This is a genomic window from Bradyrhizobium sp., from assembly GCF_049519115.1.
Classification (GTDB): Bacteria; Pseudomonadota; Alphaproteobacteria; order Rhizobiales; family Xanthobacteraceae; genus Bradyrhizobium.
This window is the reverse complement of sequence record NZ_JBEKRB010000021.1, coordinates 1-20937: the sequence shown is the minus strand read 5'-3', so window position 1 is coordinate 20937 and position 20937 is coordinate 1. Positions and strand designations below refer to the sequence as shown.

Below are 20937 nucleotides of genomic sequence, written 5' to 3'. Positions count from 1 at the left end.
CATGGGTCTTGGCAGTGTGCCTAAGAGTGTCGTTGTGAGCCGCCATCGTCTCGCAGCTTTAGCGGTGGCGATGCTGGCGGCATGGGGGATGCCGGCAGTCTCTTTTGCCGAAGCGCCAATTCGGATCGGCGCACCGCTGCCGCTGACGGGTGCGCTTTCGCCCGAAGGGGTGAAGCTTCAGCAAGGCTATGAACTCTGGAAGGACACCGTCAATGCCGCGGGTGGCATTGCCGTCGGCGCCATCAAGCGCCCGGTCGAAATCGTCTATTACGATTATCAGTCGGCGACGCCGAAAGCGGTCCAACTGGCCGAGAAGCTCGCGACCGACGACAAGGTCGATTTCATGTTCGGGCCGTTCGGATCGGGCGCGTCCAAAGCGGCGAGCACGGTGTCGGAACGCTACGGCATTCCCATGCTGGCGCCGACGGCCTCTTCTGTCGAGGTCTACGATCAGGGCTACAAAAACCTGTTCGGGACCTTTACCGCCAACGACACGCTGAGCGAGCCGATGGCGGAAATCGTCAAGGCAAAGGCGCCGAACGTGAAGCGCGTGGCGATCCTCGCTCGCAACGATCTGTATCCGCTGGCGCTCGGTCAGGAGTTCGAGAAATCGTCGAAGAAGCGCGGTCTCGAGGTCGTGTATTTCGAGAAATACGCCATCAGCACGCTGGATCATGCTTCCGCGCTGACGGAGATCAAAGCCGCGAAGCCGGACTGGATCGTTGCCACCGGTTACATCAACGACATGATCCTGATCCGCAAGCAGATGGCCGATCTCGGCATCAAGGCGCAGATCGTCACCATGATCAACGCGCCGGCCTATCAGGAGTTCATCGACGCCACCGGGCCGTTGGCGGACAATGTCACCAGCGCAACCTGGTGGCATCCGGCCGTGCGCTACGAGAGCAAGGACGTGTTCGGAAGCGCCGCCAAATACACCGAAATGTTCCAGAAGAAATTCAACGCGTTGCCTGATTTCACGAATGCGACAGGAAGTTCGGTTGGCGTCGTGCTGCAAATGGCGATCGAAAAAGCAGGTTCCATCGATCGCGACAAGATTCGCGAGACCCTTGCCAAAGGCGGTTTCGACACCTTCTTCGGGCCGCTGTCGTTCAACAGCGTAGGCCAGGCCGTTTCCTATGTGCCGCCGGTGTTCCAGATCCAGAACGGCAAGCCGGTCGTGATCTATCCCGACGTGATCAAAGGTGGTGAACTACAGCTCGGTGTCCGCTGACCGGAATAGCCCAATTTGCTGTATCTCCAGATCCTCATCAACGGCATCCTGCTCGGCGGGCTTTATGCCTGCATCGCCGTCGGTTTTTCGCTGGTATGGGGCGTCCTGAACGTCATCAACATCCTGCACGGATCATTCATCGTGCTTGGCGCTTATCTTGCCTTCTTCGCCTATACCGGGCTTGGCGTACATCCCTACCTGTTTGCGCCGATCGCCGCGCTGCTCTTGTTCGTTCTCGGCTACGCGGTGCAGCTCGTAGTCATTAACAGGGTAATTGAAGCTCCGGTGCTGGTCACCATGACGGCGACGTTCGGTCTGACGCTGCTGCTCGACAACGTCATGCTGGTGGCCTTCCAGGCCAATTTCCGCAAGGTAAACCTGAAGCCGCCGCTGGGCATCATCGATCTTTCGGACACTTTTCCTTCGCTTGATCTGATCGTGCCGGTCGATCGTCTGGCGAGCATGCTGTTTGCGCTGCTGTTCGTCGGACTGCTCTATCTGCTGTTGCGGCGCACGGCGGTCGGACGTGCGATCGTCGCGGTGAGGATGGATCGCTACGCTGCGACCTTGATGGGCGTCAATACGGAGAAGGTGTTTGCCGTGACGTTTGCGCTCGGCGCGGCGTTGGCAGGCGCGGCCGGCGCTTTGCTCAGCCCGATCTTTCCGATCTCGCCGCTTGCAGGGACCGCTTATCTCGGCAAGGCCTTCGTTATCTGCGTGCTGGGCGGTCTTGGCAGTGTGTCGGGCGCCCTGGTCGGCGGGCTCGTGCTCGGAATACTCGAGAGTTTTGGCGCATTGTTCTTCGGTCCCGAACATTCGCTCACGCTCTCGTTCACCGTGCTGATCCTGTTTTTGCTCGCTCGACCTAACGGCATCATGGGCAAACGGGGGTTCGTATGAAGCGATTTCCGGTCATGATGATCGGTTTTGGCTTGCTTGCGCTTGCGATTGTCGCGCTGCCATTCGCCGCCACCAACTATCTGCTGCGTCTGACGACCATCGGCTTCATGTATGTCGCGCTGGCGTCGTCCTGGAACATCGTCGGCGGTTTCACCGGCTATCCGTCGTTTGCGACGGCGGCGTTTTTCGGGATCGGCGCGTATGCGTCGGGCATTCTGCGATCAAGCGGCGCTTTTCCCTTGCCACTTTCCTGGCTGTTGGGAGCGGCCGCCGCCACGGTGTTCTCGCTGATGGTTGGCCCGGCGATCCTTCGCTTGCGCGGGCATTATTTTGCGGTCGCAAGCCTGGTTTTGGCGGCGGTGCTGCGGGAGATTACCAACGCGGCGACGAGCCTGACCGGGGGTGGCATGGGTCTCAATCTTCCAACCACCGGCACTATCAATGTCGACGCGCAGGCCCGTCTCTATTATGCCAGCATGCTGGCTGCCGCCTTGATTGCGGTCGGCGTTGCCACCTTGATATGGCGCAGTCGATGGGGTTGGGCCATGCGTTGCGTCGAGCAAAACGAAGACGCTGCGATCGTGCTCGGCGTCAATACGCTTGCGACCAAGATTGTAGCCTTTGCGGCGTCCGCCGGTACGGCCGGCCTGGTCGGGGCGATCTACGCAACCTGGATCGGCTATATCGATCCGACGGATGCCTTCGACGATCTGCTCTCGGTCAAGCCGATCGTCATGGCTTTTATCGGTGGGGTAGGGACCATCTTTGGCCCCGTTGCCGGCGCCGTTGTCTTTCTGGTGCTGGAAGAATTTGTATGGCGCAACGTTCTCAATTTCCACGCCGGAATTCTCGGCATCATCATCGTGGCCTTGCTGATCTTCATGCCGGGAGGTCTCCGCAACGTCGCGCGCGGAATTGAAAGGTTCTTCAGCAGTGGCCGCACCGGCCGCATCGACAAGGTTGTGCCGCCGGCGGTGTCCTCATGAGCGCGGTTGCGGCAAATGCGGACTCTTCAACGCCATTGATGCAGATCAGTGGCGTAACCAAGCGCTTCGGCGGCCTGGTGGCATTGAACAACGTCTCCTTTGCCTTGATGCCGGGCGAGATCATCGGATTGATCGGTCCCAACGGCGCGGGCAAGACGACGCTTGTCAACGTCATCACCGGCATGCAGCGGGCCGATTCCGGCGAGATATTCTTTCAACGCGTGCCAATTCACCGGCTCCCGGCCTATCAGATCGCACGACGCGGAATCGGGCGCACGTTCCAGATCGTTCAGCCGTTTCCGCGCATGACGGTGCTCGAGAACGTCGCGGCGGGCGCGATGTTTGCTGGAAAGGCCAATAGCGTGTCCGCTGCAAAGGACCGGGCCGCCGAATGTCTGGAATTCGTCGGCCTCTCTGCGGTTTCATCGCTGCCGGCCGCGCAATTGACGCTGCCTGGGCGGAAGCGGTTGGAATTGGCCAAGGGTCTTGCCACCAACCCGAGCCTGCTGATTCTGGACGAAGTCAACGCCGGACTGAACGCCACAGAAATCGACGGCGCACTGGATTTGATCAGGGCGATTGCCGCGCGCGGCATTACGATTCTGCTCATCGAACACTTGATGAAGGTGGTGATGCGCGCGTCGTCCCGGATTATCGTGCTGCATCAGGGGGCGCTGATCGCCAACGGGCTGCCGGCCGACGTGATACGAGATCCCCAGGTGGTCGAAGCCTATCTCGGCGCAGACTATGCCGGCCATCCGGGAGCGGTTGCATGACGACCGATCTTTTGAAAACTTCAGGCATTTCAGCTGGCTATGGCGATATCCAGGTGCTGCACGACGTCGATATCACGGTCAAAGCCGGCGAAATCGTCTGCCTGATCGGCTCGAACGGGGCGGGCAAGACGACGTTGTTGCGAACGCTGTCCGGTATGGCGAAGGCAGTCGCCGGTGATATTACGTTCGCCGACCAGAGCTTGCTCGGACTATCGCCTCAGGAGATCGTACGTCGCGGCATTGCGCATGTCCCGGAGGGCAGACGCCTGTTTGCGGGGATGACGGTGCGTGAAAACCTCTTGATGGGGGCCTACATGCGCAGCGACGGGCGCGCCGTCATCAACAACGACCTCGATTTTGTGCTGAAGACATTTCCACGGTTGGCCGAGCGTCTGAATCAGGATGCTTCGACCCTGTCTGGCGGCGAACAGCAAATGTGTGCGATCGGCCGCGGCATCATGGCCAATCCGCTGTTGTTGTTGATCGACGAATTGTCGCTCGGTCTGTCGCCTAAGCTGGTTGGCGAATTGGGCAAAGCGCTTGTCGAAATCAACCAGGCCGGCCTTTCCATCCTGCTGGTGGAGCAGGATGTGGCGACCGCGTTGCGGCTTGCGACGACTGGCTTCGTGCTCGACACCGGTCGTATCGTCTTGTCCGGGCCGACCGTCGATCTCGCAGTCAATCCAAGTGTAGGTCAGGCCTATCTTGGCATTGCCGCCGCCTGACTTATTGAAACGGAAGAAAAAGGAGGAGATCCAATGATTACCGCCGTTGTTCTCTACGATTTGCCGAAGACCATCGGACTTGAGGAATGCCGCGAGCACTTCACGAAGATCGCGCCCGACTTTCTGAAAGCCAAGGGCTTCGTCCGCAAGCAGTTCATCTGCCACAAGGATGGCGGCGTCGCCGGCGGCGTTTATATGTGGGAGACTCAGTCCGACGCCGAGGCGTTCTACAGCGGTCCGTGGCGCGATGGCATCCGAGCCCGTTACGGCAACGATCCCAAAATCCAGTACTTTGAAACCGTCGCGCTCGCCGACAAGGCATCGGGCAAGGCCGGCGCGATTTGATCGTCAACGGTGATCAGGCGCGGGCGCGATGTGGGTCAAAATCGCTTCGATCACATGCGCGCTGTAGTCGCCAAGCTGGTCAGAACTGATAGCGCAGACCAACACCGGGGTCGTACGTGGAAGCCTTGTTGGGACCACCCACAATCGTGCCGCCGGCCGGTGTTCCATTTGCCTGAAGGAAGCCACTCGCGAGCCCGTTTTGTACCTGCGACCAGGCCACGCCGGCATACACGTCCATGTGCCTGGCAAACCGCCAATCGAGCACCAGCGAGACCATGTCCAAAGTGCCGGAGCACTGGGTCGCTCTTGCGTCGGTACAGCCCGCATTGGCGCCCGTGGCGAAGCTATTCTGCCACTGGTGGTAGTAGGCGCCGGTGATATCGAGGGACGTCATGATCGAGTATCTGACGCCGATCCATGCCGTCTGCAAAATCTTGTCGTTGGTGAAGTTGGTGTTGTTCACGATACCGGCGACATATCCGCCGGTCACGAATGCACCGGGATTAAGCGGATTGTTCGGGTTGGCGAAGTCGATGTGCTCATAGCCGCCGAAGAGCTTCCACGGCCCGATGGTGTATTTCGCACCGACACTGAAAACGGTGTTGTCGGATACGGTCACCGAAAGAAAGCCGTTGCCGGGGGCGACGCCCTGCGCGTTGAGCGTCGAAAGCTGCGCTGCAGACAGGATGGCGGAGGAAACGGCGTCGTCGATCTTGCCGCCGAGGAAATCGATCGAGAAGCCCATGTAGTCCACGCCGATCCCGCCCTGGAAGGCGTTGCCGGTGGAGCTGTTGCCGCCGTTTCTGGCCTGGACTTCAGCCGCCAAGCGTACCGGTCCGACGGTGACCCGGTATTCGTAAGAGTTGTCGAAGATGCGATCCTCAGTGTCGCCGCCACCGCCGTTCGCGCCCTGGAAGGCGAGCAGCGACCAGGAGTTTGAGCCGGCGAGCGGATCGTAGTTGGCGAGGAGGTCCGAACTCAGGGCGCTTTGACGGCCCATGGTGAAGGTGCCGTAGGTCGGCGAACTGATACCGAAATAGGCGGCACCGTTGAACATCTGGCCGCCTTTCGACGAGTCGGCAAACGAGTTCTGCGCCAGGACGTTGGTCGTCAAACCGTTGTTCTGGGCAACCGATCCGATGCCATTGGCGTTCTGGCCGCTGTAGACGTTGAACAGCACCTGCAGATTGAAGACCGCGTAGAGATTATCCGCGATTTCCTGCTTGCCGCGCAGTCCGATGTAGGAGTTGCTCATCTGGTCGGGCCCGACGCCGAAATAGGCGCCGGCGGCGTTCTTCGAGATGATGGTATCGAGCGGGGCGGCGGCGAGAGCGTTGAGTCCCGCGCTATGCTGGGCATACGCCACCCCCATGTCGAAAACTCCGTAGACGCAGACGCCCTTGACGCAGATGCCGTCATCTTCGGGCGGCTTGGCCTTGACCGCCGCCTTGTAGGGCAGGTCGGCCGCCATCGCGTCCACCGGATTGATGGCCGGAACCGCCGGCTTCTGGTTTTCGAGAGCCGTCTGACGTTTTTCGAGATCGGCAAGACGCTTGATCATCGCCGCGTTCTGTTCGCGCAATTGTTTGGCCTGGGCCTGGATGTCCGACAATTCGTCGGCATGAACCGCACTCGCAAATGTCAGGATCGCCGCTGCCGAGATAAAAACTCTCTTCACGTTGACCTCCAATAGGCGCGACAACAACCATTGCCGCGAACTGTCAGGCTACGGGACCTCGAACGTGAACCGCTTCATGCGAATAATATCTGATGTTTGTTACCTTTGAACGGGCCGTCACTGCGTTTTCCCGAGGGCGTGGCGTTCGTGCAACACGATGGAACCGCCGCATCTCAATAGAATCGCGGCAGGTCGCCGGATCGGTTTCGAACGCGCTTTTTTGATGCACCGCGAACGGAGACGCGCGGGATGTGATGTTAGTCCGCCATCACCGCCATCCAAGCGCGGGCGCGACGTGGGTCAGGATCGCTTCGATTACATGCGCGTTGTAGTCGACGCCGAGCTGGTTGGGGACGGTGAGTAACAGCGTGTCTGCTTCCGCGATCCCTTCGTCCTGCTTGAGCTGTTCGATCAGCGCTTGAGGTTCGGCGGCATAGCTGCGGCCGAAGATCGCTCGCGTCTTCGGATCGATGAATCCGACGTGGTCCGCGTCCTGTCCGCCGCCGAAATAGGCGCGGTCGCGATCGTCTACCAAAGCGAAAATGCTGCGGCTGACGGATATGCGCGGCTCGCGCGTATGGCCCGCTTCCTTCCAGGCGGCGCGATAGGCGCGGATTTGTTTCGCCTGCTGGACGTGAAACGGCTCGCCGGTTTCGTCGATCTTGAGCGTCGAGCTCTGCAAGTTCATGCCGATTTTTGCGGCCCAGACCGCCGTGGCATTCGAACCGGCGCCCCACCAGATACGATCGCGCAAGCCTTCTGAAATCGGTTCGAGGCGCAAGAGGCCCGGCGGATTTGGGAACATCGGACGCGGATTGGGCTGGGCGAAGCCCTGGCCGCGCAAGAGATCGAGAAACACCTCCGCATGTCGCCGCCCCATCGCGGCGTCGTCCTGGTCCTCAGCCGGCTGGTAACCGAAATACCGCCAGCCATCGATCACCTGTTCGGGCGAACCCCGGCTGATGCCGAGCTGCAAACGCCCGCGGGAGATCAGATCGGCGGAACCCGCGTCTTCGATCATGTAAAGCGGGTTCTCGTAGCGCATGTCGATGACGGCGGTGCCGATTTCGATCCGGCTGGTTTTGGCGCCAACGGCCGCCAGCAACGGGAAGGGTGAGGCGAGTTGTCGCGCGAAGTGATGGACGCGGAAATAGGCGCCATCCGCGCCCAATTCTTCGGCAGCAACCGCAAGGTCGATGGACTGCAAAAGCGTATCCGCGGCCGAGCGCGTCTGCGATTGCGGCGAGGGAGTCCAGTGTCCGAACGAAAGGAAGCCGATTTTTTTCATGCCGGCAACTTAATGATGCCCGCGCCGATTTGCCACTATCGATGGCGACTGCAGACCCGAAGATAGCAACTCGTGATCATCTCAGGATATCCGGTCCCACAGGCCGCGGACCATGTCCTTCATGACGAGCGCCTCCTGCCAGCGGTCGGACAATTCCCGTCCGTCAGCCCCGGTGATCGCATAGGGCGGAGGCCCGAGCTCGCAGAGAAAGGTCAGCGTCGCGTCAGGACCGGCGCGCTTTTTCTACGAGCGCATGCCGTATTCCCACCAATCCATGAAAAGCCCGACCCATCCCTGATGCTGCTGAAATCCGAGCGATATCTGCACCTGCTCGCGGCTGGCAATGCGGCCGTGCAAGGCCCAGCTATTGTCCAGGATTCGACGGATCATGGCGTGGTTGGCGTCATCGACCAGCCACGCGAATTCCCGGCCGACCAGATAATGCGAGAGGTCCGCGGTTAAACGGAGATCGGGAAAACAATCGTGCAGCTGCAAGGTGACAGCAAGTCGGTCGTCATGCGGTCGCGATGCGTTTCGATATTGACCGCAACGCTGGCTTGTTCGCTGAGGCGCCGCCACCCCTCAAGCAGGGGAATGCAGTCGGCGAGGCGGTAGGGGCGGATATCCGGTGGCAGGTTGACGTGGTCGGCGCCGAGCTTTGCCACCAGTTCGAGCACTGGCTTCGTTCGTCGACCGATCTGGGATAGCACTGCGCCTGCCAGATCATCCCGTGGGCCCGCAAGAAACGGGTCGCCTCGCCAGCGAAATCAGGATCGATGAAACGCACGCCGGCGCCGTCAAACCCGGCATCGCGGATCATCGCGAGCTGGATTTGAAGCGGCCACTCCGGTTCATCCTTTAGCCGCCGCTCCATGGCCCACAGCGATTGCAGGACGCGGAGCTTTTGCGCCATCTTCGTTCAAGCTCGCTTGTTCAGGCCCGCTGGGGCATCGCTACCGGAAGTTCTACTCGAGGATCGGGCGCGACTGCCGTGATGTCCTCTTGATAGGTCTCCGGGCCGAACCAGATCGCAATCACCGTGCACATCGACAGAAACATCGCATAGCAGGCGACCGGCCACCAACTGCCGTAGGCGGCGACCAGCGCGGTGGCGACGAACGGCGCAGGCCCGCCCGATAGCAGTGAGCCCAATTCGCGGGCGAATGCGAAACCTGCAAAGCGCCGTTGCGGCGGGAACAGTTCGGCGAAGTAGGCGGCTTGCGGTCCGAACATCGCCGCCGTCACCACGGCTCTCGCCAGGATGAAGGCGAGCGCGATCATGATCCATTGCTTGGTTCCGACCATCCAGAAGAACGGGAAGGCGAGCGCAACGCCGGCCAGCGCGCCGAACATGTAGACTGGCCGCCGGCCAACCCGATCGGACAGGGCTGCAAACCCGAGGATGGCAAAGAGCTCGATGACGAAGGCGAGCATCAAGGCGCTGAGCGCTTCTGAATTCGGAACGCCTAGCGTCTTGATGACATAGCTGAGCCCGAAAACGGGAAAGAAATAGCCCAATCCGTTTTCCGCCATTCGAGCGCCGAGAACGACCAGGAAGTTGCGCGGATGGTGGCGCAACGCTTCCATCGCCGGATTTTTTTCGACGATGCCGCGCGCCAGGACCGCTTCGGTGAAAACGGGCGTTTCGGTGATTCGCAGGCGGACATAGAGCCCGACCAGGATGAGAACGAAGCTCGCGAGGAACGGCAGGCGCCATCCCCAGCTCATCAAGGCGTCGTGCGGTAGCATCGACACCAAGGCGAACGCGCCGGCCGCGAGCAGATTGCCGACGGAAACGCCGAGCGGCGCAAAGCCGCCCCAGAAGCCGCGATGGTTCGCCGGTGCGTTCTCCACCAGATAGATCACCGCTCCGCCATATTCGGCGCCGGCGCCAAGCCCCTGCACAATCCGCATCGCGACCAGGAGGATAGGGGCCCAAACGCCGATTTGAGAATAGGTAGGCAAGAATCCGATCGCGGTGGTGCCGAGACCGATCATCAGAAGCGTTGCGACCAATACGGGCTTGCGGCCATAGCGATCGCCAAGGATACCGAAGATGATGCCGCCCAACGGTCGAAAGACGAAACCGACGCCAAAGGTCAGGAAGGAGAGAAGGGTGCCTACGACCGGATCGCTCTTCGGGAAGAACAGTTCGCCGAACACCAGCGCTGCTGCGGTGCCGTAGAGGAAGAAATCGTACCATTCAAGTGCTGAGCCGATGCTCGCGGCCAGGACGACACGTAAGCGCGAGCTCCCGGCGCCATCGGCTCCCATCTTGGTCATGCGTTTCCCCGTATATTTTGTTTGATTTTGGTTCTTGAAGCGCATCGCCCGCGGCTTGGAATCGCGGGCGATGTCGATGTCACTACGCTGCGCGCGTGAAATAGCTTTTCTTGGCCGCCGATTGCGTCTCGTAGATCGAGCCCTGACGTTTCGGCGGTGGCAAGGGCATCCGCACCGGTACGTCCGTCAGCCGCGGCGTAATCACGGAAGGTCCTGCCAGCAGCCGGCTGTCGAACTCCTCGAAATCCTTGACGCCCGCCAACGGCCAGGCGTCGCTGGCGGCGACTTCGTAGAGCAGGAGATTGCGCGGGCGGTTGGAAGTGTTCATGGCCGAGCCGTGCAGGGCGCGCACGTGATGAAAGGACATGCTGCCGGCCTTGCCCATGCAGGGCACGGCGCGCTTGATCTCGTCCTGAATCTGATCGGGATCGATCAAGCCGGCAAAGCAGCCGTCTTCGCCATGGTGATTCCACATCCCGTTTCCGATATGCGTGCCGGGCGTGACCAGCATTGGGCCGTTCTCGAGGTCGCAGTCGTCCAACAGGACGCCAATCGCGAGGATGTCGTCATTGGTGTGCGGGTAGAACGCCCAATCCTGGTGCCATTCCACCGGCGAGCCATACTGCGCAGACTTCATGTTCAGCTTGGAGCCGTGCAGGCGCAAACCGGGACCCAAGAGTTGTGCGAGGATCTCGACCACCGGCTGGCTGCGCACCATCTCGTCGAAGATCGGATGAACCTTGTGCGGGGTCTTGATCCGGCGGACACGCGGAGTTTCCGGCGTGTGCCCGGGTTCGAGGTCATAGACATCGGTGTGCTCGGTCACATCAGCGGCGCCAGCCACCAGTTCGGCGATCACATTGCGCACCCTTTGGAGCGTGTCGGTGTCGAGCACTTCCGGCACGATAATCACGCCGTCCCGCTCATAGGCCTGCACCATGCTCTCAGGAATCATCTGTCCTCCCCCGTCATTTCTAGGTATGTTAGCGCTAACATAACGGAATGGTAGCGCTGTCATTGTAGCTGGGCAAGTCAAATTCGTGCATTTACGGCCATGAACCAAGAATCCCCACCTGACATCCAGGAAAGCCCCGAAGTTGCCCCGACGCTTTCGGCTGTCGCTAGGCTCGCGGGCGTCTCATCGATCACCGTGAGCCGAGTGGTGCGGCTTCCCGGGCAGGTTGCGCCACAGACACGTGCAAGGGTCGAGCGCGCGATGCGGGAACTGGGGTACGTCCCAAATCTCGTGGCGGGCTCGCTCGCGAGTGCCCGCACCAATTCGGTCGGCGTGCTGGTGCCGACCATCGCCAATTCGATCTTTGCCGACACGGTTCAGGGGTTGTCGGACACGCTCGAGCCCGCAGGCTTTTCGGTGATCCTCGCGCAGTCGCGTTACGATGACGAACGCGAGGACCGCATGCTGGCGGCGCTGCTGTCGCGGCGGCCGGAGGCGATCATCATGGTGGGATCGCCCGCGACGGAAGAAGGAGCGCGGCTGCTCCGCAACGCACGAGTTCCCGTTGTCGAGACCTGGGATTTGCCGACATCGCCGATCGAAGCGGTTGCCGGCTTCGACAACTTCAAGGCAGGGGTCGCGGTCGCAAAGCACCTAATCGCGCAAGGGCGACAACATCTCGCTTTCATCGGTGGCGACGATCCGCGCGGCGCCCGTCGCTGGCTCGGTTTCAGAGAAGAGGCGCTGGCGCAGGGATTGGCCGAGCCTCGCCGGCTGATCCTCGATCGCAATGCCCCCGGCAGCGTGGCGGCGAACGCGCATCTGCCGGGAGTCGATGCCGTCTTTGCCGCCAATGATGCCTATGCCATCGGCTTCATGGCGGGGCTGCGCAAGGCTGGCCTACTGCGTCAAGGACCCGCGTCGGCACAGCCGGTCGCGGTCATCGGCCTTGGCGATCTTGAAATCGGCCAGCTCATCTCGCCCAGCCTGAGCACCATCAGCGTGCACGGACACAGCATCGGCCGCACGGCCGCCACGCTGACGCTGGAGCGCGGCGGAGAGCGGTGCGTCGATCTCGGGTTCGAACTGGTGCTGCGCGACAGCGGCTAGACAATTCGGCCGCTAGAAGGGGTTTTGCAGCTGGAAGAGCGGGGGAGAAAATCATGTCCGGTTCCAATCACACCAAACGCCAGGAGTTCAAAGTCGAAGGACTTGCCGCGGCCCTGAGCCACTATACGGACGCGGTACGGTTTGGAGACATGCTGTTTGTCTCCGGGCTGACGGCGCACGATGGCGAAGGCAAGCTTGTGGGCGGCGCGGATGCGGCAGCCCAGACCCGCCAGATACTTTCCAATCTCGCGCTCGTGCTCGATGCAGCCGGAGCCACCATGGCCGACGTGCTCAAGGTGACGGTGTTTTTGACCGACATCAACGATCGTGCTGCGATCAACCCGGTGCGGCAGCAATTCTTCGGGTCGGCGAGGCCCGCCAGCACGCTGATCGAGGTCAGCCGGCTCGCGCTGCCGGAGATGAAGGTCGAAATCGAGGCCGTGGTCGGGCTTCCGAAAGCGGATTGACGTCACGTTATGATTTTATGGAAGGTGTTTGATGAAAGATCAGAAGAAGCAAATCAAGGCTCTGGTCATTCTGGCGTGCGGCGTTCTTTTTGGAACAGTCGCGGTCCAGGCGCAGACTCTCGAAGGCCCAATCAAGATCGGTGTCCTCAGCGATATGTCGGGCCCCTATGCCGATCAGGCGGGCGCAGGCTCCGTCGAGGCGGCGCGGATGGCGATCGAAGATGCCGGAAACAAGATCGGCAATCAGCCGATCGAACTTGTTTCTGCCGACCATCAGCACAAAACGGACGTCGCGACCTCCATCGTTCGGCACTGGATCGATGTCGATGGTGTCGACGTCATTGCCGACATGCCGAACTCGGGCGTCGCGCTCGCCGTGCAGGCGCTTGTGAAAGAGAAAAAAAAGATCGCGCTCTACGCCACGGCCGCAACGACCGAGCTCACCGGCAAGCAATGTTCTCCCAACGGCATCCAGTGGGTTTATGACGCCTATTCGAATGCCGCTGGCCTTGCGAAAGCGCTGGTCGCGAAGGGCGACAAGAGCTGGTTCTTTCTCACGGTCGACTATGCGCTCGGCATTTCACTTCAGGCCGAGGCATCAAAGGCGATCACGGCGCTGGGCGGCACCGTGGTCGGCAGCGTTCGTCATCCCCTGAACAATCCTGATTTCAGCTCGTTCCTGCTGCAGGCCCAGGCGTCGGATGCGAAGGTGATCGCATTCGCCAACGCCGGTTCCGACACCATCAACTCGGTGAAACAGGCGCAGGAATTTGGCCTGACGAAGGACCACGTGATCGTAGCGCCGCTGGTCTATATTTCCGACATTCACAGCATGGGTCTGCCGATGGCCCAGGGGCTGACCTACATCGAAGGCTTCTACTGGGATCTGAATGACGATACGCGCGCCTGGTCGAAGCGGTTTTTCGAACGGCGCAAGGCGATGCCGACCATGACGCATGCCGGCGTCTACTCCGCCGTGTCGCACTATCTGAAAGCGGTGAAGGCCGCCGGCACGAGCGACACCCAGGCGGTTCTCGCCAAAATGCGCGAAATGCCGGTCGATGATTTCTTCTCGAGGGGAGGAACCATTCGCAAGGACGGGCGCATGGCGCATGACATGCTTCTGGTTCAGGTCAAGACGCCGGCGGAATCGAAATATCCCTGGGACTATTACAAAGTATTGGCGACGCTGCCTGCCGATCAGGCGTTCCGGCCGTTGTCGGAAAGCGAATGCCCGCTCGTCAAATGAGTGCATTCGACCTCGGCGTCGTCCACCGCGAGGGCGATGTCAGGCCGGAACTTCCATCGAACAACCCCTTATGTAAACTTCCATTCCGACTCAACAAAGGGCGCGGCGGAGGTGATCCGTCGCGCCCCGTTCTTGAAACTCGCTGGTCCAGGCCGCACTAGGAGCGCCCTGATGCCAAAAAGATGCTTAGCGGGCGATCCCAGCGAGGTGACAGCGCTTGGTATAAGACACTGGATCACCTCCTTTCGTTGTTGGTGGAAACATCAATATAGGCCGGTGATCGGCGCCTGTTAAGGGTGGCGGTTTTTGGCCGGATTTTGTCCCCCGGGCGGGGAGGTTGAGGCCAGACGCGGGGCGTGTTAGGGGATCGGCCCTAGCGCGGGTGTAGCTCAATGGTAGAGCAGCAGCCTTCCAAGCTGAATACGAGGGTTCGATTCCCTTCACCCGCTCCATCCCCCAAGTAGTTTCCCAAGCGATCTCGGCGACTTATTGAAATTGCGGATAGAATCCGTATTTTTGCCAGAAATAACGTCCAACATTTCGTCCAACAAAACGTCCAACACATTCACACTCATGCCCGATTTTTTAACGAGACGAAACGGCACCTGGCACTTCGCACGTCGAGTCCCGACCGAGTTTGCGCATCTCGATCGCCGCGGTGTTGTGAAGCACTCAACCAAGATTCGGATCGCTTCAGACCGCGCAGCAGTTCGTGCGTCACGCGTCGCTGAAAAATTCAACAGCAACCTCGAGCAACACTGGCGAGTGCTCGCGGACAGCAGCTCAAAAGACGGCGTGGACAGTTACAATGAAGCGAGAAGGCGAGCGCGCCAACTCGGCTTCGACTACATCGAGAATGCGCAACTCGTCGTCGGACCGGCGGCCGGCTGCGTATCGACCGTCTCGCCAATCGCAAACTTCGCCATCGAGAACTCCTTCTGGAATCGTCGGTGCGCTTATATCTCCACAAATCAGTTGACGCTTTCTTAACTATGTGTCCGGGTCAGCAGTTTGGAATTTCGCACGACGACTGTTGTTATAATGTCTCGGTCTTCGCGTTCCGGATGCAGTTCACCAAAGTGGAACACTAGGCGATTGGCGGGGATAATTGCGGGGCCGTCGGTCATGCGTGGATCAGGTGATTGAATGATGCCCGACGACTTTCGCTAATGGGGCACGTTTCGGACATGGCGCGATGTGCGCTCTGAGTCCGCTGTGCGCGCAAAAGCCCACATGAAGGCAGTCCCGTCAAGGGGTTCCTCCAGCATCCCCAGATAGGTTGCATGACCCCGTGGAAATCGACACGCGAGCCGCCAAAGACGAAGACTGAGCTACGCGAGATGCTGGCCGAAGCCGTCCGCAGTACGCAGGCTGAGAATAAGCGCCTGCAACAGGCTAAGAGAGCGAAGAAGTCCTAACTCATAAATGAGTTCGCTACTCTAGTTGTATCATTTCGTCGGTCTTTTGGGGCGCTTAAGCAGCATCCGCTTTGCCTTCGCCTCCGCACGCTTCTTGATCTCGGCTTTGATTTTTTCGATCAAGCTCACCGCTTCTGATTTCTGAATCATAAGGGTGGAGTTCACGTGCGCGATCTCCGACAAACTCTGCTTATCAGGCTAGTCCAACTTGGCTACACACGCAAAAGCCGCCAAGGTTTCCCTCGGCGGCTTGTGCCGTTGCGTTGCGCTTGCTTAGAGGTCTGCTGCGTCGAGTGGTGCTCGAACGTAGCCCAAGCCTGCTAGCCACAGGACGCACAGCGTTCATTCTAATGAGGCAGTCGATGCGTCGCCTGTATGTCGCGGCCAACGTGTCTCCGATGTGAGGGGGATGCTGTCACCGGCGCCGATGCAGATCAAGCCAACGATGCTGTCCCCACGCTGCCAGCGATCCCATAACTCTGTCTTCTCGGCCGCCGTAAACCCTCGACGAATTCCCAGATCCATCGTTACACTCCATCTTATTGCTCTAAGACAAAGTGTCGCGCCGACCAGTTGAGACCACCGGGTTAGACCGGAAATCACCGTCACACGATCAAGCAGGCGCGACTGACCCGAAACGACATGTCTTGGGCTAGCACCCGGGAATGTACGGGTCGAAGATTTATCGCCCCTTAAGTGTTTGCTGAACACAATCAGCAAACCCCGCGCGCTCGCGACGCCAAAGTTGGATTTGGATGCGTATGATAAAGCTCTATACTTGCATCCAATCCGAGCACTATTTTCCTCTGGTGGCTTTGGCCGGGGGGATTTGCATATTTGGATCCTGGATTTCGATAAATCTGTTTGATCGTTGTCTGCGTTCAAGAAGTTTCAGTTTCGATTGGATTGCAATATCCGGTTTGGTTGGTGGAACTACGATCTGGAGCACCCACTTCATTGCGATGCTTGCGTATTCGCAGCAATTGGTCGCCACATTTGCGGCCACAACAACAGTTCTGTCGTTACTGAGCGCCATCATTACGACGATGGCTGGCCTGGCGATCGCACGGTCCGATCAACGTTTTTGGCTTCCCGAAATGGGAGGCGCTGTAATCGGGCTCGGCGGCTGCTTGATGCATTTTATCGGGATGCAGGCTTACGAACCTGCAGGGTTTGTTTACTTCGACCCGAATTTCATGCGTGTGTCGATTGTGATCGGCGGATTGGTGGGGGGTCTGGTCTTTTCGGTTTTAGTACGAATGCCGTCCGCGATGTCGAAGCGCCTTGGTGTCGGCCTTCTAGTCCTTTGTATTGTCGGCCTTCATTTTATGGCGATGGCTGGCGTAACGATCACGCCCTACGGGGCTGAGGCGCCAGCAGGTCTGCCGAGGGACGTTCTTGCAGCCGGCGTGTTTGTCGTCAGTTGTCTCGTAATTGGTGTTGGCTTCTTCGCAATCTCAATAGATCAGCGCAATAAATTGAATGCAGGCTATCAGGTCGACTTCGCGTCGCACCATGATCCATTGACAGGGTTGCCTAACCGGACTGCTTTCGAAGAGAGATTAGGTAAGATTATTGAGGCTGCTCGGCTCGAAGGTCGAACAATCGCGCTATACAAGATAAATATCGCAGCCTTGCATGAAATAAACGAAGTGACCGGAACTGATGGCGGCGACGAACTGCTTGTCGAAGTATCTCGGCGTCTGAAAACGACGCTGAATTCGACTGCGTTTCTCGCCCGACTTAGCGGAACGCGCTTCGCTGCGGTGATAGATTGCGGCGATGTGTTGCAGGCTCAAGCCATATCACAGGCGATCATCGGGAGCCTCGCATCCCCTGTGCAAATTAAGCGTCGGGCGATAAAACTTCGCTTTCGCATGGGGATTGTAATGTTCCCCCGAGATGGAAACAGTCAAGGACCGTTAATGGCAAATGCCAATGTGGCGCTCGAAAGAGCTCGCCGGTTACCTGGCAACATCTGCTTTTACGACGAAGCGACGGACGAATGTCTTCACAGACGCCGGACGTTGAGCCAGGATATGCAGAACGCTCTTGAACTTGGTCAGTTTGAATTGCACTTCCAGCCGCAGTGCGATCTTGCCGCGATGGAAATTGTCGGCTTTGAGGGGCTTCTGAGGTGGCACCATCCCGCATTGGGCTCTGTTCCGCCGTCGGAGTTCATACCAATCGCTGAGGAATCCGGGCTGATCGTGCCGATCGGACAGTGGGTGCTGAAAGAAGGTTGCAAAATTGCGTCGTCATGGCCCGCATCGCTAAGTGTGGCTCTAAACCTTTCTCCGGTGCAACTTCGGTCTTCAGACATAACAGCAGTGGTCATGGATGCGATTAGACCAAGCGGCCTACCACCTGCACGCCTCGAGCTCGAAATTACGGAATCAACGCTGATCGAAAGTCCCGAACACGCTTTGAAGGAACTGCAGTCGCTTCAGAACTTCGGCATTTCAATTGCGTTGGATGATTTTGGATCCGGTTACTCCTCTCTCGGGACACTTTCTTCATTTGCGTTCAATAAGATTAAGCTGGACAAGTCCTTCTTGAATTGGAGCAAACCAACTCCACAGATTGAGGCCATTATTGGTGCACTGCTGAAGATCGGCCAAAAGCTCGGCATGAAGATTCTCGCCGAGGGTGCTGAAACCGAGGAGCAACTTGAGTTCCTGAAGGCTGAAGGTTGCGACTGCGTGCAGGGGTATTTGATTGGAAAGCCAATGCCAGCCAATGAGATCAGTAAATGGATGGCCGAATTTGCTGTGCGGTATCCCCCGCAGGCGCGTCTGATTACGGCCGCCAGAGGTTGATTGCCAATTGTTCAGCCTACCGGCGCTGATTGACTTCGGAGTTTGGATCCGTCTCGGACGTCGATGATCTCCAAGGTTCATTACTTCAAAAGTCATCGCACTTTTAGGGTAGTGGTGGCAGCTTTCGGACAAAGACGGCATTTACTCGATTTGACTAAATTTACATCAACGCCGCTCGATTAGAGGCCGACGGTTGGACGACTTTGCTTTCGCTTTCGCAATTAGCTCAGCTCCTCGTGAGCAGCAATAAGGAAGCCCATCATACGGATCGTTCGGAATCTCCGCATCGGCATCAAATTCGCAATCGTATCCACGCTAGGCCTTTTGCTAGTTGGCCTGATGATCTTCAATCAGATTGCCGGCAACGCGGCCGTCGCCAAGGGCAAACGATCGAGCGATCGCTGCAGACCATCGCGCCGCCGAATGGACGGGTACGTAAAACTACGGGTCCGCTAATCTAGTCCGTATTAACCGTTCGGCAGCGTCTCGGTGTGACAGTGGCACATTCGATTCTTGATCCTATCTTGGGTTGTTGCGGACATGCGCTTTTCTTTGGGCTTTCGAATTTACAGCATCATCGGTCTCAGCTTCTGCGGTTTAATCGGCTTGGCGGCGATGCAGGCGAACAACCTTGCTGATTCGCTCAAAAAACAACGCCAGGATGAGCTGAACCACCTCACGCAGCTCGCCGTGACGATTGCCCGCGAGGAATACGATGCGTCGGTTCGTGATCATTCGGACGATGGGCTGGCTCAAAGGAATGCCGCGGCTAGGATATCGAAGCTTCGCTATGGCAACGATGACTATTTCTGGATCAATGATCTCGGTCCTCGAATGATAATGCACCCGGCGAAGCCGGAGTTGAACGGCCAGGACCTTGCCGATATCAAGGATCCCAATGGTAAGCACCTGTTCGTCGAGTTCGCCAACGTCGCGAAGAGCAAGGGAGCCGGCTTCGTCGAATATCAATGGCCAAAGCCTGGCAAGGACGCGCCACAGCCGAAGCTGTCTTACGTAACGGGGTTTGAACCTTGGAGCTGGGTCATCGGCACCGGCGTTTATATTGACGACCTGCAGGCTCAGCTCTGGGATAGTATCAGCAAAGTAATCATTACAGCGCTGATTGTGGTTGGCCTGCTGGGCACGGTCACTCTGATTATCGCGCGCACGATGTCTTCGGCGCTGGTCGCCATGACTTCAGCCGTCACGAAGCTCGGCGAAGGCAATTTTGGTATTGAGCTGCCGGGTCTGGATCGCGGCGATGAGCTGGGCGACATGGCGCGCTCAGTCGAGCAATTCAAGATCAAGGCGGCCGAAAAAGCTAGGAACGAAGCAAATCTGGAAGAAGAGCGGCGGCAGATCGCTGAAAAGGCCAAAGGCAAGGCCTTGCAGGAAATGGCCGAGACGGTCGAGCGCGAAACCAACGTCGCGGTCGGCGAAGTCGCGATTGGCACCGAACGGATGGCCGAGAATGCGGTCTCCATGACTGACAGCGCACTCCTGCTCGGCAAGAACAGCAACAGTGTCGCTGCGGCCGCCGAAGAAGCGCTTGCCAACGCCCAGACGGTTGCAAAGGCCTCCTCGCAACTGAGCGCCTCCATCGCCGAAATCGCTTCCCAGGTCAAATCATCTCGTGCTCTGACCCTTGAAGCCGTCACCGCTTCTACTCAGGCCCAATCGACGATTGCCAAATTGTCCGAAGCCGCAGATCGGGTAGGGGCAGTAACCAACCTGATCAGCGAGATCGCGAGCCAGACGAATTTGCTGGCACTCAATGCCACCATCGAAGCCGCCCGCGCCGGTCAAGCCGGACGCGGCTTTGCGGTAGTTGCCGCTGAAGTGAAGTCGTTGGCCGAGCAGACCGCCAAGGCGACCAGCGAAATCGCCCAGCAGATCACGGAAATCCAAGAAGCAACGCAGGCTTCGGTAGCATCCATCGTTGGCATTGGCGAAGTAATTCGGAATGTCGAGAAGGTGTCATCGACCATCGCTCACGCCATCGACGAGCAAAATTCCGTCACGCTGGAAATTTCCCGCACCGTCGAGGAAACCTCACTTGCGGCCCGCGAGGTGGCTTCGCAGATCGTCTCCGTGTCAAATGAGGCGGTTGAGACCGGCCGACGCGCCTCAGAAATTCGCGACGGCTCCGCTGAAATCGCCAACAAGGTCGATGTCCTTCGCGACACGCTTGTACGGGTGATCCGCACCTCAACAAGCGACGTCGACCGCCGCATGTCCTCTCGCATCGATATTCGTCGTCCGGCCACGCTCAAGTTGCAGGGTAAATCAGCCAGCGTGATGGTTCGCGATCTCTCTTTGGGAGGTGCGATGATCGAGAAGACCGGTCCTGAGGTCGCCGTCAACACACCGCTTACCCTCGTCATCGATGGCATTCCAACAGAATTGAAGGGGTTTGTCGCGCGCAAGGATGAAGGAACGACACTGATCAAATTCGACTTGTCAGAAGAAGCCCGCAAGATCGTCAGCGAGCTTGTGTCGGGTCGCCAGGCCGCCGCGTGATTAGTAACGAGACAGCGGTCTCGCCAGGCTCGTCCTTCGAAGCCGGGCCATGGCTTCCGGTATTGTTGAGGGTTTCGGATGCCGGCCGATCGCAGCGGTGCGGCGTGCACCGAGGCCGGCGTCCGAAAGCCGCCAAAGAAAGAACCCGCGGGAAATTGTGGGCGGTGGCGCCGGGATCGCCGGG

Annotated in this window: 17 protein-coding genes, 1 tRNA gene and 1 pseudogene; 13 read left to right on the top strand and 6 right to left on the bottom strand. The window is 59.0% G+C overall.

All coding sequences use genetic code 11. The annotated features are described in order from the left end of the window. Positions 1–34 precede the first annotated feature (34 nt). From ABSE61_RS17415 to ABSE61_RS17390, 6 genes are read left to right on the top strand one after another with little or no spacing between them, the layout of a single operon-like run. Positions 35–1234 carry an amino acid ABC transporter substrate-binding protein gene (locus ABSE61_RS17415; protein ID WP_423872368.1) on the top strand — a complete coding sequence of 400 codons (1200 nt, stop codon included), beginning with the start codon at positions 35–37 and terminating at the stop codon, positions 1232–1234. Between the two features lie 15 nt (positions 1235–1249). Beyond that, positions 1250–2134, top strand: a complete 885-nt coding sequence (locus tag ABSE61_RS17410; protein WP_423872367.1) for a branched-chain amino acid ABC transporter permease — start codon at positions 1250–1252, stop codon at positions 2132–2134. Beyond that, complete coding sequence (locus ABSE61_RS17405) at positions 2131–3120, top strand: branched-chain amino acid ABC transporter permease (protein WP_423872366.1); 990 nt, start codon at positions 2131–2133, stop codon at positions 3118–3120. The genes ABSE61_RS17410 and ABSE61_RS17405 overlap by 4 nt, the downstream gene beginning before the upstream one ends. Further along, positions 3117–3896 carry an ABC transporter ATP-binding protein gene (locus tag ABSE61_RS17400; RefSeq protein ID WP_423872365.1) on the top strand — a complete coding sequence of 260 codons (780 nt, stop codon included), beginning with the start codon at positions 3117–3119 and terminating at the stop codon, positions 3894–3896. The genes ABSE61_RS17405 and ABSE61_RS17400 overlap by 4 nt, the downstream gene beginning before the upstream one ends. Continuing rightward, positions 3893–4621 (top strand): ABC transporter ATP-binding protein, encoded by a 729-nt coding sequence (locus ABSE61_RS17395; RefSeq protein WP_423872364.1) that lies wholly within the window; start codon positions 3893–3895, stop codon positions 4619–4621. Before ABSE61_RS17400 ends, ABSE61_RS17395 begins: the two co-directional genes overlap by 4 nt. A gap of 33 nt (positions 4622–4654) precedes the next feature. Further along, positions 4655–4966, top strand: coding sequence for a YdhR family protein (locus ABSE61_RS17390; protein ID WP_423872363.1), 312 nt, complete (start codon positions 4655–4657; stop codon positions 4964–4966). A 79-nt stretch (positions 4967–5045) separates the two neighbouring features. On the opposite strand, the gene ABSE61_RS17385 is transcribed toward ABSE61_RS17390, so the two are convergent. The 5 genes and pseudogenes from ABSE61_RS17385 to ABSE61_RS17365 form a co-directional block, all read right to left on the bottom strand. Then, positions 5046–6644, bottom strand: coding sequence for a porin (locus ABSE61_RS17385; protein ID WP_423872362.1), 1599 nt, complete (start codon positions 6642–6644; stop codon positions 5046–5048). 268 nt (positions 6645–6912) lie between these two features. After that, positions 6913–7932 carry an LLM class flavin-dependent oxidoreductase gene (locus ABSE61_RS17380; protein WP_423872361.1) on the bottom strand — a complete coding sequence of 340 codons (1020 nt, stop codon included), beginning with the start codon at positions 7930–7932 and terminating at the stop codon, positions 6913–6915. Between the two features lie 81 nt (positions 7933–8013). Then, positions 8014–8845 (bottom strand): annotated as a pseudogene (locus ABSE61_RS17375) (sugar phosphate isomerase/epimerase). Between the two features lie 20 nt (positions 8846–8865). Further along, complete coding sequence (locus ABSE61_RS17370; protein WP_423872360.1) at positions 8866–10215, bottom strand: MFS transporter; 1350 nt, start codon at positions 10213–10215, stop codon at positions 8866–8868. A gap of 82 nt (positions 10216–10297) precedes the next feature. Further along, positions 10298–11170: a phytanoyl-CoA dioxygenase family protein gene (locus ABSE61_RS17365; RefSeq protein ID WP_423872359.1), complete on the bottom strand. Its 873-nt coding sequence runs from the start codon at positions 11168–11170 to the stop codon at positions 10298–10300. Between the two features lie 99 nt (positions 11171–11269). On the opposite strand from ABSE61_RS17365, the gene ABSE61_RS17360 reads away from it, so the two are divergent. From ABSE61_RS17360 to ABSE61_RS17330, 7 genes are all read left to right on the top strand, one after another. Next, entirely contained in the window at positions 11270–12280 is a 1011-nt protein-coding gene (locus ABSE61_RS17360; RefSeq protein WP_423872358.1) for a LacI family DNA-binding transcriptional regulator, read from the top strand. A gap of 53 nt (positions 12281–12333) precedes the next feature. Next, entirely contained in the window at positions 12334–12747 is a 414-nt protein-coding gene (locus tag ABSE61_RS17355) for a RidA family protein (RefSeq protein WP_423872357.1), read from the top strand. A 31-nt stretch (positions 12748–12778) separates the two neighbouring features. After that, on the top strand, positions 12779–13996 hold the full coding sequence (locus ABSE61_RS17350) for an ABC transporter substrate-binding protein (protein WP_423872356.1): 1218 nt from the start codon (positions 12779–12781) through the stop codon (positions 13994–13996). A gap of 378 nt (positions 13997–14374) precedes the next feature. Next, a tRNA-Gly gene (locus tag ABSE61_RS17345) sits at positions 14375–14448 on the top strand. Positions 14449–14485: 37 nt separating this feature from the next. Beyond that, positions 14486–14986, top strand: coding sequence for a hypothetical protein (locus tag ABSE61_RS17340; RefSeq protein WP_423872355.1), 501 nt, complete (start codon positions 14486–14488; stop codon positions 14984–14986). Positions 14987–16175: 1189 nt separating this feature from the next. Next, complete coding sequence (locus tag ABSE61_RS17335) at positions 16176–18233, top strand: putative bifunctional diguanylate cyclase/phosphodiesterase (RefSeq protein WP_423872354.1); 2058 nt, start codon at positions 16176–16178, stop codon at positions 18231–18233. Positions 18234–18773: 540 nt separating this feature from the next. Further along, positions 18774–20753, top strand: coding sequence for a cache domain-containing protein (locus ABSE61_RS17330; protein ID WP_423872353.1), 1980 nt, complete (start codon positions 18774–18776; stop codon positions 20751–20753). Here the strand turns inward: ABSE61_RS17330 and ABSE61_RS17325 are convergent. Then, positions 20754–20937 (bottom strand): hypothetical protein (locus ABSE61_RS17325; protein WP_423872352.1); only part of this gene is annotated, 184 nt, incomplete at its 5' end.

Excerpts from the sequence above, each read along its gene's own strand:
- ABSE61_RS17335 (WP_423872354.1), top strand. The coding sequence starts at position 16,176 with ATGATAAAGCTCTATACTTGCATCCAATCCGAGCACTATTTTCCTCTG.
- ABSE61_RS17380 (WP_423872361.1), bottom strand. The coding sequence starts at position 7,932 with ATGAAAAAAATCGGCTTCCTTTCGTTCGGACACTGGACTCCCTCGCCG.
- ABSE61_RS17360 (WP_423872358.1), top strand. The coding sequence starts at position 11,270 with ATGAACCAAGAATCCCCACCTGACATCCAGGAAAGCCCCGAAGTTGCC.
- ABSE61_RS17400 (WP_423872365.1), top strand. The coding sequence starts at position 3,117 with ATGAGCGCGGTTGCGGCAAATGCGGACTCTTCAACGCCATTGATGCAG.
- ABSE61_RS17395 (WP_423872364.1), top strand. The coding sequence starts at position 3,893 with ATGACGACCGATCTTTTGAAAACTTCAGGCATTTCAGCTGGCTATGGC.
- ABSE61_RS17390 (WP_423872363.1), top strand. The coding sequence starts at position 4,655 with ATGATTACCGCCGTTGTTCTCTACGATTTGCCGAAGACCATCGGACTT.
- ABSE61_RS17365 (WP_423872359.1), bottom strand. The coding sequence starts at position 11,170 with ATGATTCCTGAGAGCATGGTGCAGGCCTATGAGCGGGACGGCGTGATT.
- ABSE61_RS17370 (WP_423872360.1), bottom strand. The coding sequence starts at position 10,215 with ATGACCAAGATGGGAGCCGATGGCGCCGGGAGCTCGCGCTTACGTGTC.
- ABSE61_RS17405 (WP_423872366.1), top strand. The coding sequence starts at position 2,131 with ATGAAGCGATTTCCGGTCATGATGATCGGTTTTGGCTTGCTTGCGCTT.
- ABSE61_RS17330 (WP_423872353.1), top strand. The coding sequence starts at position 18,774 with ATGCGCTTTTCTTTGGGCTTTCGAATTTACAGCATCATCGGTCTCAGC.
- ABSE61_RS17350 (WP_423872356.1), top strand. The coding sequence starts at position 12,779 with ATGAAAGATCAGAAGAAGCAAATCAAGGCTCTGGTCATTCTGGCGTGC.
- ABSE61_RS17355 (WP_423872357.1), top strand. The coding sequence starts at position 12,334 with ATGTCCGGTTCCAATCACACCAAACGCCAGGAGTTCAAAGTCGAAGGA.